Consider the following 14,251-nt stretch of genomic DNA (forward strand, 5'->3'; position numbering starts at 1 on the left):
TAGTTTAGCTTTGAAGCTTTCTTTGATGAGCTATAAAAGTAACTTATCCTACGATTTGAAAGAGGTTGTTAGCTATATTATGAATATGTGCCAAGTTTGAGTACAAGCATACTAGATGTCAAAAGGATTCCACATATAGTTGATAAAACAGATTCAGTTAAGGTTTGCCATAGTGACGATTGCAATGATTACTTAGCCATGACATGTACATTATATTTGAACGGCTACTAACTAAACTGATTGTTATTTATGATATAGACATAATCCCATGAACTTATCATCGGGTACTGTCCGTTTAACATAATATACATTATACGAAAACAAACCAACGGTTTTAGTAGTTAGGCGAAAAACCATTTATACCATGTCATTCTTATACCTTAGATCAGATTTAATATGAGTTTGAGTTATAGACTTTTACTAACGACAAGTTTCAAGCAAATGCTGACGCAACGTTTTGCCATCCTGATCTAAAACCACATCTGCGACTTGGCAAGTTTTATCATTATCATCACATGACAGCTCATAATAAATATCGCTACCTTGTGCCAAGCTAACCTGAACCAATCCTTGATCAGTTATTGAAAATTTTTTGTCTTGCGTATAGTCAGGATCTTGCGAGTTCCAAAGTACATCGTAATCTATATTGCAGGACGTCTGAGTTTTATCAAAATATGCTTGCTCAAGTTGCATCGCTGCTTGCAAGTCAGCATCAGCATATTGCTGCAGCACTACAGGATTACTCATACCTTGGTCATCAATATCTTGTTGGTACATTTTCGTGATGGTCGCAATCTTTATATCAGCCATGGCATTTTGTTTCTGATCTACTTTTGGTACATCCGCTATAGCGTGACCGACAGGCATCAGTCCTATGGTCAATAGTAATGTCAGCGATTTATATGTTGGCATGGTGTTCTCTACGGGCTTTTATCCTATGAATGTTACAGTCTATTACATCATAGCCATATTAGGACTCTGCTGTATTATCGTATCATTCAGGTTTACTTACCAAAATATCGATTACATAGCGATTTTATGGTATTTTTTACGGGTTCCCATGACAATTTATAGTGATGTTTCTTTCGCTAATAACTGTGCTAAGGATGATTTTATGATGACATTACCTGCGTTTTTTAAGGAAAAATCTGCGACATTAGCCTCTAGTAGTCTTCTGCTATTCACTCTAGCTGCGACAGGTTGTCAGTCTGCTTCTGAGTCCAGTGAAGCCATTGTATCTCAGCCAACCAGTAGCTCATCAACACCTAGTAATGCTGATATCAGTCAGCAAACCCTTAGGCAGCAAGCGTTACGTATACAGCGCGCACTGGCAAATAAGGACTTTTCTAGAATCACTAATGATATCCATCCAACACGTGGTGTTCGTTTTTCGATGTACGCTTATGTACGGCCTGAGTCAGATAGAGTCTTTAGCCGCGGGCAATTTGCACAGTATTTACAGCAGTCCAATATCCAATTTACTTGGGGCGAAAAAGACGGTACTGGCGATCTATTGGTCACGCCGTTGCCTACTTATTTGGATACTTGGGTGGATGGTAAAAAATTCAATAACGCTAGCATCAATGTCAATGAATTCAAAAATAATGGTAACTCTATCAATAACTTAAAACAGATATACCAAACATCAGATGTTGTAGAATTTTATTATAAAGGCACGGATGAGTATGATGGTATGGACTGGCGTGTTTTGCGCTTGGTATTTGATGAGTATCAAGGCAAGCGATATCTGGTGGCCATTATTAATGATCAATGGACGGTTTAAGGTGTAGAAAAACGATTGCCCGATAACTTTTATAAGGCTTGTTTAAAGTGGCAGCCTACTCTATCTGGTTATAAATGCTATATATTCAATTAAAAATATATAGCAGCTTGTGTTACATGGTCTTTGGTATAGTTTTTAATGACAAGCTTTGTCAGTTTTAAACTCGGGACTTTGTGCGGTTTTTTTGATTAATTTTAGCGCTCGTTGTAGCTCGCTTGAGTTTTTATAGAAGCGCTGTTGATTGAGCTTATAGCCTTGTACTAAGTATTCACGTAGTCGCTGCGTTGCCCAACGCCTAAATTGTACGCCTTGAGGAGATCTGATGTTATAACCGGCTGATATAACCACGTCTAAGTCATAAAAAATCACCGGACAGTCTGAATTTGCAATATGCATTTTTTGAATATTAATTTTCTCAGTGATTTCTTCATTTTTTATGGCATTAGCGATATGACGAGAAATTACTGATTAATTACGACCAAACAACTCGGTCATTTGTGCTTGTGACAGCCAGACAGCCTCTTGCTCGAAACGTACATCCACTTGCGCCTTTCCATCAGCACTTTAATAGTTCTCTACTTTTTCCCCATTATCACTTATAGTATTAATTACCTCAACTTCCCCAATTCCAATATGCTTATGCTGTCTTAAATACAGCTTACTATCACCATCTCTATAAATATCATTTATAACGGCGCCTGACGAAAGAATTTCGCCATAATCTGATAAATATCCGGATAAGCATCAACTAGCTTTTGTGGCGTTTCAAAAAATACTTCACTGAGAACGGCAAAAAACTCCGCAGGATTGGTCGCTCCATACCGATCAAGCCCTGACTTGCGATGTGTTTGAAAATTTTCAAAATCGCGGCTCATAATCTGTGTCCAGTTTGCAGGATCCATATCAGGTTGCATCGGCGGAAAGCCATTGGCGCGGCCATTCATCATATCGAGTTTATGCACAAACTCATGAATGACAACGTTGTGTCCATCACGTTCTCCTGAGTGCTTGGCATCTTTCCATGAAAGAATGACAGGCCCTCGCAGCCATGCTTCTCCGCTACGGTGTTGACTGCCTTTGTGAACGATACCAAACTCATCTACTGTAGTGCTATCACTCTTGTACGAGCCAGGATAAATGATGATGGATGACCAACCAGCATACCAGTCAAGACCTAAGTTCAAGATAGGCAAACAGGCTTGTAGTGCAATCGATTGTCTCACAGCATTGGTAATCTCAAAACCTTGTGCACCAGTGATGGATTTATCAGCCAAAAATAACGTTGCGAGCTCAAACAGATGTAATAGCTCATCGGTACTTAATCGATCCAATATAACAATACGTTCGGCTGCCTTTTTCCAGTCAGCCTGAGTAAATTCGCTATTGTCTAGTATACGCTGTTCGCGCCAGTCTTTTATGATGCCAAACATATACGCCACCCCTATCCTTTTAATATTTCGCACACATTGGTATTACTGAATCTGAAAATTATATCGGCAATCAGCAATATGCCCTTATAATTTATATATGGAAATATATAAGCAAAAAACGCTGCTCATAAATGAATTATTGAGCAGCGCAGGCTTACATCTACACATTAAGATTTAAAATTGATATTGCAAGCCTAGTTGTACTGAGCTGTCTTTATCATCACGTGCAAAGGTGGTATCACCATTCAGATAGGCATAAACGTTTTTATGAACCTTGTTACTCACACTCAGCTCAAAATGTCCATAGTCGTCATCTTTATCTGTTTGGGTAATACTAACATTTCTCGTTTGACCGTCAGCTAAAGACGTTGTCGATAAACTATCTGTTAAACCATCGTCGATCACATGCACGTAAGCGATTTTACTTTGAAGTTTGGCAGGCGTACCCATCAAATTAAAACCATACTGCAACTGATAACCAAGCTCTGAATCCCATGCCTCACTAGAGGTGCTATCAACCTTTAGTGCAGTACGAGAATCAGCATTGCCACTGGTATAACCATCTATGTCTGTATCACTGTAATTCAGACCCAAAAAGGCACCATGCGCGACGTTTTTCTTGATAATAAAATTATAGCCAAGCTCATTGTATGCGCTAAACACATCAGCATCAGAACTACCGCGTTCGCTATTGTTGATAATGTTGATGCCGTCATTACCATCCAGTGTTACCGTTCTATTAACATCCAAGTCATGTTTAGATAAGCTCAGAGATGTGGTGTTCCACCAAGCCGTGTCTTTTCCGCCCAATAAAGAATAGGCTTGAATGCCATAGCTTGTATCTTTTTTAATACCATTTTCTATGCCTTTATTGTTTTGATTAGCCGCTTGCACACCTGCGCCAACACGCCATCTCGGCTGTATAGTATATTCGCCATATAGACCAATATTGGCGCGAGTGCCCTCTTGCACCTCATCAGCATCCACGTAGCTTTGAGATCCATCTACCCAAACCTGAGTACGCGACTCGGAATCAAAAGGCTTCGCATCATCGAGAGTATGTAATGCCAAAGCATTGGCACGCTCAAGCACCGCTGAATGTGAGTCGGTAGCATTAATTTTTAACGCAGCACCCATCGTGTTTTGCAAATTGATGGCGCTCTTGGTTGATGCGATGATATCAGCATTGGTTTGCTCCACAATCAATCTGCTAATGATACGTGAGTAGTCTCGAATTCTTTGCGCTATGCGTTCTTCACCAAAAGCCGCAGTAAGTACTTCTTCGTTATCTAATGCAGGGTTATGCCACGTATAGCCGCCTGGAATATCTGGGTTTTCAGTTTGCGTATAACCATCATAATCAGGCCCAAGGCCCCAGTTAGTCGCTTCAAACCCGACGACCTGCATGACGCTATCAAAAGACTCCTGATCGCTACAGCAGCCAACGCCATAAGGCTCGTATGGCTCTGTCTCACCTGGTGCAATAATGGCTGGATTGACTTCTAGTGTAATACCAAGCTCTTTAGCAATGCGCAGTGCATTTTCACGCAAACTTACATTGGCAGCCACTTCGTTGCCATCATTGTCATAAGCATTTCGCCCTGCATTGGCATACATTTTGTCGCCTGTAATCAGACTGTCTAGGTTAATCATACCCAACGCTGTTGATTTTTCCGCGTCCGTTAGTTGATCAACAAACGCCCTTGACCCATTGAGACCGCCCTCCTCTGCACCAAATGCCACAAATTGGATGTCATGCTCTGTCTCAATACCTGTCAGGTTTTTGGTCAACTCAGTTAAGACACCAGACCCAGAAGCATTATCGTCCAGTGCCTCTAGATTTGCATAGTTTGGATAGGCAACGGCAGAATCATAATGTGCGCCGACAAATAGCGTTCTGTTGGTATCAGCCCTGCCTTTTTGAGTCACGACAACGTTATTACTCGTTAACGTCTGACCTCTGAACAAACCACGAGGCGCTACGAAATCAAACGTTTGACGATTGACTTGGTTGTTACTGCCATCGATGGTCATGCGCTGCTGCATATAATTAGCGGCTTGGACTTCTTTATCGGAACCTGTATAACGACCAGCATAATCACGGGCGAGCGTCAGCGCCGTTTCTGTACCATAATCACCGTAGTTGGCCTCTGCAAATACTTGCGAGCCTGTAAGCAGTGTCAGCGCTGCAACCACTGAAATCTTAAGCGGTGATAAATTAGTATCCAAACTGCTTCTCCTTGGTTAAAGAACTATAAACGATACTGAAAAATAACCTAAAATAATGCAGTTTACAAGATAAAAGACATATGTTTGCTTACTTGATTTTTAAGTAAAGCGATGGATTATTTAAACGCTATGTACCTACCTGCGAGCAATATTTACGAATCGCTGTTTAATATTTATTGTCACCTTCATACTGCTGATTTACCGGGTTATTCGGGAAGGCTTTATTAATACTTAGCTTTGGTTAGGTCAATGGCATCCAACTGAACTTCAACCACACGAAGTGCCATCGTCTTCCAGTCTAGCTCCAGTCCATCGGCGAACACCACATGGTGACTGATACTGACGTACCCATGTACGATTGCCCAGATATCTAACGCTATTTGCCGACGTTCCGTCACGCTAGCCTCTTCTGATAAATAAGAACCTGCCACCCGAACCAACTTTGAAAACGCGCTATCTCTTGCTGCAATGGCCTCGATTGAGGGCTGATAACCTGCATCAGATTCCCCAAAAATCAGCCGATAGTGTGCTTCATATTTTTCTCCGACGTTGAGATACCCTAGGCACGCCTCTAGCACTTGCTCTTTGTTTGCTCTACCCTCTGGAATGACATCCATGGCTTCACGAACGAGATTAAACCCTTCTATGTACAGCGCATCTAGTATGCCTTGCTTACCTTGGAAGTGACTGTATATACCGATGGTGGACAGTCCTGCCCGCTTGGATATAGCGCGTACACTCAAGGCGTCCCCACCCCCTTCTAAGAAAAGCTCAGATGCGGCGTTTAGTATTTTGGTTCTGGCATCCATTAGATTCTCACTATGTCTTGACAATTATAACAGTGTTATTCTAGTATATAACACTGTTATGTACAAACGATTATAAATTGATTGCATTGATAAAAACTCAACTTAAGAGTAAGGACGCTATGAGTATTCAACAACTAGAAACGGATTATCTAATCATTGGTAGTGGCGCGGTGGGCATGGCTTTTGCCGATGTGCTGCTCACAGAAACAGATGCTAATATCATTATTGTCGATAAACATCATAAGCCAGGTGGTCATTGGAACGATGCCTATTCGTTTGTCACACTGCATCAGCCATCGTCTTTTTATGGCGTTAGCTCACGTGAGCTTTGCGGCGGTATGATTGATAAAATTGGTTTAAATAAAGGCTTGTCTGAGCTGGCGTCAGGCGCAGAAGTCATGGCGTATTTTGATAAGGTCATGAAGCATACGTTTTTACCAAGTGGTCGCGTGAAGTACTTCCCGATGTGTGAGTACAAAGGCGCCGGCAAGTTTTCATCGTTGCTGTCCGATACTAGCTATGAGGTTAAGGTCAATAAAAAAATTATTGATGGCACTTACTTCAAAACTTCAGTACCAGCGACCCATACCCCAAACTTTGAGATTGCTAAAGGTGTTAAGTTTGGCCCGTTAAATGACTTACCGAGTTTAACCAAACCCCGTGATGGTTACGTGATTATCGGTGGCGGAAAAACAGGTATAGATGCGGTTTTATGGCTACTAGAAAACCAAATTGATCCAGACCATATCACATGGATTATGCCAAGAGATGCTTGGCTGATCGATCGTAAAAATACCCAACCCTCTCGTGAATTTTTCACCCATACTATAGGGGCTCAGGCTACTCAAGCAGAAGCGATTGCTGAAGCTGAAAGCATCGAAGACCTGTTTAATCGATTAGAAAAAGGTGGCGTATTAATGCGTATTGATCCAAATGTACGCCCGCAAATGTTCCATGGGGCTACCATTAGCAGTGAAGAGCTTAAGCAATTACGCCGTGTTAAAAATATTGTGCGTAAAGGACGCGTGACTCGCTTAGATACGGACAAGATTTATTTTGGTGAGGACAGCATTTCTACCACTCCCAACACCATGCATATCGACTGCTCTGCACGGGCAGTACCAGTGACAGAGACATACGATGTATTCAAAGGTGATACTGTGGTGGTGCAAACCGTACGTACCTATCAGCCTGTATTTAGTGCCGCATTTATCGCCCACATCGAGGCCAATTACGATGACGAAACTGTCAAAAATGAGTTATGCCAAGTGGTGCCAATCCCAAATCATGATACGGACTTTTTGGTTGGCCTTGTTAAACAAATGCAGAATCAGATGCGTTGGTCAAAAGAGCCTGCGCTACGTGAATGGATGATTAACAATCGCTTAGATGGCTTCACAAAATTGGTACGAGCCAGCGAAGACACCCCTCCTGAAGAGCTTGCTATTCTTAAACGTCTAAAAGAAGCAGGACCAAAAGTCGCTGCAAACATGCCCAAACTCATGGGTGAAATTATGCAAATAACGGCAGCACGTCACGCCAACACCGCTAATTCCTAAAAAATGTCTGCCAATACTATCTATCAATCAAGGAAGCGACTATGCCAGAATTTCAAACCAACAAAGCAAACCTAACCCAAGCTCGCCTGCAAGAGACGCCTATACACACTCTCGGCGATGGCGAAGTACGGGTCAAAGTCGATCGCTTTGCTTTTACTGCCAATAATATTACTTATGCGGTCATGGGTGACCAATTACGCTATTGGCAGTTTTTTCCGCCAAACGGCAACGAGCCTGAGAAATGGGGTATTATTCCAGTATGGGGATTTGGCGATGTGATCGAATCAAATAGCGATGCACTACCTATCGGTGAGCGCTTATTCGGTTACTTCCCGCCCGCCAATGAATTAATCATAACACCCAAGCGAGTCACCCAAACCAGTTTACTTGATGGTAGTGTCCATCGTGCCGAGCTACCACCCGGTTATAACCTATATCAGCGCGTTAACCATGAACGAGGCTATGACCGCGCCCATGACGATCAGCGCATGCTGTTGTTCGTATTGCATCTGACCTCATTTTGCTTACATGATCTGTTGAAGAGTAATGATTGGTTTGGTGCAGAGCAAGTGGTGATTATTAGTGCCTCTAGCAAGACCAGTACTGGCTTAGCATACGGCTTAGTTAATGATAAAGATGCACCGCACGTTATCGGCCTCACTTCAAACCGTCATGTAGATTTTGTTAAGTCAATTGACGCTTATGACAGTGTGCTTAGCTATGACACCCTTGAGCACATTGATGAAAATAAGCCGACGGTTATTGTCGATATGTCGGCTAATACTGACGTGCTTAGTCGTATACATAGACACTTAGGCGACAACATGCGTTACACCAGCAATGTTGGTCTTACACACTGGGACGAGCCACGTCATACCGAAGGTATCATTCAAGCGCGTAGCCAACAGTTTTTTGCACCAAGCCATGTACAGCAACGTATGAAAGAATGGGGCCCTGAAGAATTTAATAAACGCTCTATGCACTACATCATGAATAGCACTACAAAAACTAGTACGTGGTTAAAGATTCAGGAGCTTGATGGAGTCAATGGCTTACTGGAGGTTTATAAAGATATCTGCGAAGGTAAGATAGCTGCTGATGAAGGTTTGGTAGTCGTCATGGGTGACAATGAATAGATAGAGTAACTGGGTTATCAATGTCTAACTATAAGATTATTACTTATTAGCTATTAATAAAGCATAAAAAAGCAGAGAGTCTTGCCAATAAACTCTCTGCTTTTTGTGCGTTATACACTGACTACAGACATACGCTCTACTCACAGTTTTTAAGTTTTTAAGTTTAAAAGCTTTTAAACTTAAAAACTATGGTTTAGATTGCGGTTTAACGTACCCATCCTTTGTCTTTTAAATAATCATGCAGCCCTTCAGCGAACTGTCTGTAGCCCGCAGCATTGGCATGAATTTTATCAGACTTTAGAGCCTCGTCTGATAGTATAGTGGACCAGCCATCAGAATACAGAGGTATGCCTTCAGCTTCCGCAATATCTTCATACAGTGGATTATCACTTGCCTTACCAAACAAAGCACTAGTACTGAAGTACGGCTCAGCGATTAGGACAATGTCAATATTGTTGGATTGTAAGGTATCTATAGTCGCGATGATATTATCCCGCGTGGTATCAGGTGCGATGCGCTGCAACACATCATTACCACCTACACCCAGTAAGACTAAATCTGGGTTTTGCTCAGTGATCTCATTCACGCGAGTAAGCACATCTGCAGAAGTATCACCATTGACGCCTGCATTAACGACGTTCCATTTGCTTAGCTCTGCTAGCACCGTAGGATACGCTGTTTTAGGATTTGCGCCGTAACCATAGGTTAATGAGTCGCCAAGTGCGACCACTGTGCTACCAGCGGGCAAGGTATCTTGTTGTGGTTCGCTACCACAGCCAGTCACACTGATAGTCGCTAACAACCCTATACCTGCCAGCATTAAAAACCTTCCACGTAGCTTCACGTCTTCTCTCCTCCTGTTTCTATTGAGTTAAACTTATTGGAATTAGGTTCAAGTTTTTAAAAATCTATTATTTAACTCTTGTTGTATGTTGCTCAGTAACCGTTGTATAGTCCATACAGGAGATAGACTACCTGTTGGGCGCAGTACAAGTGCTACTCTACTTAGCATAGACAGTGTATTCATCATAAAGTATAACTTTACCAAGGATACGTGAGGTATTTATGAATAAAACAGCATCTCAAAGTCAGTCTAAAGATGGAAACCCAGACAAAGAAAAATCTGCAAATCAAAGCCAGAGTCAGAGTCAATCCATCAAAGTGCCCAATGATAATACTAAAAGTCCCGCGTCAACACCGATCGAAGATACCTTAACAAAAGACACTTTAGACAAACCTGAGCAAAAACCACAAAGTTTCGATGAATTGCAGATAAGTAAGGGTAAGTATCGCCCAGTGGCACAAGCTGTTGGCCATTGGCTTGATAACATCAACATGGATGCCCTCAATTATCTAAACGAACAAGCAGAAAATATCTTTTACCGTAAAGGGGTCACCTTTACCGTCTATAGCGATGCCAAAAACATCGAGCGTATGATTCCGTTTGATATCATTCCACGCATTATTGCAGCGAGCGAATGGAAACAAATAGAAGCAGGCTGTAAACAACGTATCACCGCTCTCAATGCATTCTTACATGATATCTACCATGACCAAGCTATCATGAAGGCGGATATTGTCCCTGCCAGCTACGTCTATGCCAGTGGCTGCTATGAGCCATGGATGATGGGCATTGAGCTCGACAAACCTATCTATTCGCACATCAGCGGTATTGATTTGATTCGAGACGAGACAGGTAAGTTTTGTGTGTTAGAGGATAACCTGCGCACCCCATCAGGCGTCTCATATATGCTTGAGAGTCGCAATATATCAGAGACACTATTAGCTGATATATTTACTGAAACGCCTATTATGGGTATTAGTGATTATCCTAACCGACTCAAAGCCTGTCTTGCCAGCTCAACATCCAAATATGATCCACAGGTCGTCATTTTAACGCCAGGTCGCTTTAATAGTGCCTATTATGAGCATGCCTTCTTAGCGCATGAGATGAATGTGCCACTCGTTCATGGTTATGATTTGGTCGTTGAGGACAGCAAAGTCTATATGCAAGGCATTCGCGGCAAGGTACAAGTCGATGTGATCTACCGCCGCATTGATGATCCCTATATTGATCCGTTAGCCTTTAAATCTGACTCCATATTGGGTGTATCAGGACTAATGAGTGCTTATCGCGCTGGCAACGTGGTAATTGTTAACGCCCCAGGTACGGGTGTGGCCGATGATAAGAGTTTATATCCTTTTGTGCCAGATATGATCAAATTCTACTTAAATGAAGAACCTATCCTACCTAATATCGAGACATACCAGTGCCGTAAGCCTGATGATCTCAAATATGTGCTCGATAATCTAGACAAGCTGGTGGTAAAAGAAACGCAAGGCTCAGGCGGCTACGGGATGCTTATTGGTCCAACGTCGACCAAAAAAGAAATCGAAGAATATCGCCTGCGCTTGCTTGAAAACCCAGCCGGTTTTATTGCTCAACCGACTATCTCACTATCTACCAATCCTACTGCCGTAAGCGATGGTATCGCACCGCGTCATATTGACTTGCGCCCCTTTATCCTCAGTCATGGTGATGGCACAGTAGATATTGTACCCGGTGGTCTGACACGAGTGGCCATGGTTGAAGGCTCTTTGGTCGTCAATTCATCACAAGGCGGCGGTATCAAAGACACTTGGATTATTGATGACAGTGATTTAGACAGCCAGCAAACCGACAAGTGCTCGCCTTTATCATCAGTGGGTGTCAATGCTTCAGGGCACGCGAATTACTATGATCGCGTCCAGCCCTTAGAAACAGGTTACGAGAGTTTAGATGATGCGCCCATGATACTGCTACTCTCTACCGCCAGTCACTTAATATGGCTAGGCCGATATAGTGAGCGTCTGTATTACTACGACGATGTGATGAAACAACTTATCAAAGGCGATCTCAAAAAATCACAGATCAGACATCTAATTAGTCACTTAGGGTTTGCCGTTGATGGTGAAGTGTCACTGACCACCATGAAAGCACAAATGATGGCTGATTTGGAACAAAACATCATACCCAATATCGTGCAATCGATTGAGGACAATGTCCAAGAGGCCAAAGGTGTCATTGGTAAAGATACCGCTGAGTTATATAACTTGATCAAGCGTTTATCGAGTGCTGGCACGTATCGAGCAGCGACTTTGCAGCTACACGCGTGTAACGCTGCGATGAAACAAGAAAATCCGACAGTGACTTGCTTTTGGCAATTAGGGCGTCACTTTGAGCAGCTTGAGCGTGCCGTCTTGTTGGGAGAGGATTCAACAGAGATCAGTTTTGAATTCAGACACTGGATTAATGAGTTGCCGGAGAATACGCGCTGGCGTGAACTTATCCGCTTGACCAACCAGATGATCAGGTCAAAGAAATTTAGTGATTTTGCGCTGATTAGCAAGGAGTTCAATCTCATATTGCGTCAAGGTGTATAGAAGGTGTCTAGCCAAAAACCAATAACAACGGCTTATGAGACATATGGAATAAACAGAAAATAGAAAGATGCTATAAGGAAAATGCCATGAAACTTCAAATCAGTCACCAAACCAACTATTATTACGATGAGCTGGCACAGCGCAGTGTACAGTATATACGCATGACCCCCATGCAAATGCCGCACCAAACCATTCATAAATGGGATGTGATGCTCCCTAAAGTGGCGACCAATCAAAAGGATGGCTTTGGTAATGCATGGCTCACGCTCAGTCGTAACGAGGCACATAACAACTTACAAATGCAGGCGTCAGGTATCGTTGAGATTAACACCGAAACCGAACGTTTAGAGGATATGGATCATGTCCCCTACCTGCTATTTACCGTACAAACCCCGTTGACCAAATGCTCACAAGAGATGCGAGAATTCGCAGCGCCATACCTAAAAACCCCTACTCATGACAGCTTAAAGGCAATGGCAAATGCCCTTATTATGAAAATGCCTTTTGTTAAAGACGTCACGCATGTGGGTACGACCGCTGCTGAGGCGTTTGCGACAAGTGCAGGTGTGTGCCAAGACCATACGCATGTATTTTTAAGTATCTTGCGCGATCAACAAATTCCAGCGCGTTATGTGTCTGGTTATCTGTATGACGATACCGAAAATCACATGGCCAGTCACGCATGGGCTGAGGTTTGGCTGGATGGTTACTGGTATACTTTTGATATCTCAAATCAGGCATTTACCCCAAACTCACATGTGTATGTGGCTATTGGGCGAGATTATCTGGATACGGCGCCTGTTCGCGGCGTGCGTATGGGCGGCGGTTACGAAAATCTTTACAGTTTGGTATTAGTCAAAAAGCTATCATAGCGTTTGCTATTTTTTATTATGTTTATTCATCAAGGGTATTTTATGACTTATTGTGCTGCCATTCGTCTAAAAGACGGTATGGTCTTTGCCAGTGACACGCGCACTAATGCCGGTGTTGATCACATATCGACATTCAGAAAATTGTATCAATACGGCGTTGAGGGCGAGCGCTTTATGGTATTACAGACAGCTGGTAGCTTAGCGACGTCGCAGGCAGTGTTCAATAAACTACAAAGCGACATTGACCAGCGTGCTGAGAGCAACCTCAATACAGTAGCGACGTTGTTTGATGCGGCGCAAATGGTTGGTGAATGTATGCGTGAAAAGATGAACCATGCAAAAGCAGTCGCTAATTCTAGTCGCGATGGCGCCTTTACCAGCTCGTTTATGCTTGGTGGTCAAATCAAAGGACAGCCACCTGAGCTATACCTGATTTATCCTGAAGGCAATTGCATCAAAGCCACTGAAGATACGCCCTTCTTTCAGTTAGGCGAAAGCAAATATGGTAAGCCTATCTTGGATCGTTCTGTCAGCTATAACACGGATGTAAGACACGCGGCACGTGCGTTGATGCTGTCATTTGATTCCACGATTCACTCAAATCTATCAGTCGGTATGCCGATAGATTTTGTACTTTATGACAATGACAGCCTAGCTCTGCCCAACGGCCGACGTATTGATGAGCGTGATGAGTACTTTAATACGATTCGTCATCAATGGTCAGATGCGTTACGTCGCACGTTAGTTGAATTGCCTAAATGTCCTGATGGTTATTGGGGATAAATAGTTCCGTATAAAATCATATTTTTGTACTAAAGGGCTTTTTTATTATCAACTAATAATCAGGCAATAAAAAACCGGAATAGCGCTGAATAAACAGCACTACTCCGGTTTTGCGTTAAAGGCCTTGAATGCCATCATAATGATGTCACACTCAATTGTTGTGTAATCTACCTCATGACCTGGTACATGGAAGACTCACTGGACTGCACCTAGATAAAGGCCCTAGT

General features: G+C 42.6%; 11 protein-coding genes and 1 pseudogene. 6 read left to right on the plus strand and 6 right to left on the minus strand.

Annotated elements, in window-relative coordinates; all coding sequences use genetic code 11:
• Positions 1 to 420: 420 nt before the first annotated feature.
• Complete coding sequence (locus B2863_RS09730; RefSeq protein ID WP_296209835.1) at positions 421 to 912, minus strand: hypothetical protein; 492 nt, start codon at positions 910 to 912, stop codon at positions 421 to 423.
• A gap of 202 nt (positions 913 to 1,114) precedes the next feature.
• Here B2863_RS09730 and B2863_RS09735 point away from each other — a divergent pair, with 202 nt between their 5' ends.
• Positions 1,115 to 1,783: a hypothetical protein gene (locus B2863_RS09735; protein WP_296209839.1), complete on the plus strand. Its 669-nt coding sequence runs from the start codon at positions 1,115 to 1,117 to the stop codon at positions 1,781 to 1,783.
• Between the two features lie 135 nt (positions 1,784 to 1,918).
• Here the strand turns inward: B2863_RS09735 and rhuM are convergent, their stop codons facing one another.
• The 4 genes from rhuM to B2863_RS09755 all read right to left on the minus strand — a co-directional run bounded on the left by rhuM (position 1,919) and on the right by B2863_RS09755 (position 6,251).
• On the minus strand, positions 1,919 to 2,179 hold the full coding sequence (gene rhuM / locus B2863_RS09740; RefSeq protein WP_296209841.1) for a RhuM family protein: 261 nt from the start codon (positions 2,177 to 2,179) through the stop codon (positions 1,919 to 1,921).
• 290 nt (positions 2,180 to 2,469) lie between these two features.
• Positions 2,470 to 3,213 (minus strand): zinc-dependent peptidase, encoded by a 744-nt coding sequence (locus tag B2863_RS09745; protein WP_296209843.1) that lies wholly within the window; start codon positions 3,211 to 3,213, stop codon positions 2,470 to 2,472.
• A 174-nt stretch (positions 3,214 to 3,387) separates the two neighbouring features.
• Positions 3,388 to 5,442, minus strand: a complete 2,055-nt coding sequence (locus B2863_RS09750) for an autotransporter domain-containing protein (RefSeq protein ID WP_296209846.1) — start codon at positions 5,440 to 5,442, stop codon at positions 3,388 to 3,390.
• Positions 5,443 to 5,666: 224 nt separating this feature from the next.
• Complete coding sequence (locus tag B2863_RS09755) at positions 5,667 to 6,251, minus strand: TetR/AcrR family transcriptional regulator (RefSeq protein ID WP_296209849.1); 585 nt, start codon at positions 6,249 to 6,251, stop codon at positions 5,667 to 5,669.
• Positions 6,252 to 6,370: 119 nt separating this feature from the next.
• Between B2863_RS09755 and B2863_RS09760 the strand changes: the two genes are divergently transcribed.
• Positions 6,371 to 7,810 (plus strand): NAD(P)-binding protein, encoded by a 1,440-nt coding sequence (locus tag B2863_RS09760; RefSeq protein ID WP_296209851.1) that lies wholly within the window; start codon positions 6,371 to 6,373, stop codon positions 7,808 to 7,810.
• A gap of 41 nt (positions 7,811 to 7,851) precedes the next feature.
• On the plus strand, positions 7,852 to 8,946 hold the full coding sequence (locus tag B2863_RS09765) for a DUF2855 family protein (protein ID WP_296209856.1): 1,095 nt from the start codon (positions 7,852 to 7,854) through the stop codon (positions 8,944 to 8,946).
• 205 nt (positions 8,947 to 9,151) lie between these two features.
• On the opposite strand, the gene B2863_RS09770 is transcribed toward B2863_RS09765, so the two are convergent.
• Entirely contained in the window at positions 9,152 to 9,790 is a 639-nt protein-coding gene (locus B2863_RS09770) for a GDSL-type esterase/lipase family protein (protein WP_296209858.1), read from the minus strand.
• 221 nt (positions 9,791 to 10,011) lie between these two features.
• Between B2863_RS09770 and B2863_RS09775 the strand changes: the two are divergent.
• From B2863_RS09775 to B2863_RS09785, 3 genes and pseudogenes are all read left to right on the plus strand, one after another.
• Positions 10,012 to 11,601: pseudogene (locus B2863_RS09775) on the plus strand (circularly permuted type 2 ATP-grasp protein); the annotation flags it as partial.
• An 854-nt stretch (positions 11,602 to 12,455) separates the two neighbouring features.
• Entirely contained in the window at positions 12,456 to 13,241 is a 786-nt protein-coding gene (locus tag B2863_RS09780; protein ID WP_201579743.1) for a transglutaminase family protein, read from the plus strand.
• Positions 13,242 to 13,283: 42 nt separating this feature from the next.
• Entirely contained in the window at positions 13,284 to 14,024 is a 741-nt protein-coding gene (locus tag B2863_RS09785; RefSeq protein WP_057760236.1) for a peptidase, read from the plus strand.
• Positions 14,025 to 14,251: the final 227 nt, after the last annotated feature.

It is taken from the genome of Psychrobacter sp. UBA3480 (genome assembly GCF_002377945.1).
Lineage (GTDB): Bacteria > Pseudomonadota > Gammaproteobacteria > Pseudomonadales > Moraxellaceae > Psychrobacter.

Coding starts and splice junctions, on each gene's coding strand:
- B2863_RS09730 (WP_296209835.1), bottom strand. CDS start 912: ATGCCAACATATAAATCGCTGACATTACTATTGACCATAGGACTGATG.
- B2863_RS09735 (WP_296209839.1), top strand. CDS start 1,115: ATGATGACATTACCTGCGTTTTTTAAGGAAAAATCTGCGACATTAGCC.
- rhuM (WP_296209841.1), bottom strand. CDS start 2,179: ATGCATATTGCAAATTCAGACTGTCCGGTGATTTTTTATGACTTAGAC.
- B2863_RS09745 (WP_296209843.1), bottom strand. CDS start 3,213: ATGTTTGGCATCATAAAAGACTGGCGCGAACAGCGTATACTAGACAAT.
- B2863_RS09755 (WP_296209849.1), bottom strand. CDS start 6,251: ATGGATGCCAGAACCAAAATACTAAACGCCGCATCTGAGCTTTTCTTA.
- B2863_RS09760 (WP_296209851.1), top strand. CDS start 6,371: ATGAGTATTCAACAACTAGAAACGGATTATCTAATCATTGGTAGTGGC.
- B2863_RS09765 (WP_296209856.1), top strand. CDS start 7,852: ATGCCAGAATTTCAAACCAACAAAGCAAACCTAACCCAAGCTCGCCTG.
- B2863_RS09780 (WP_201579743.1), top strand. CDS start 12,456: ATGAAACTTCAAATCAGTCACCAAACCAACTATTATTACGATGAGCTG.
- B2863_RS09785 (WP_057760236.1), top strand. CDS start 13,284: ATGACTTATTGTGCTGCCATTCGTCTAAAAGACGGTATGGTCTTTGCC.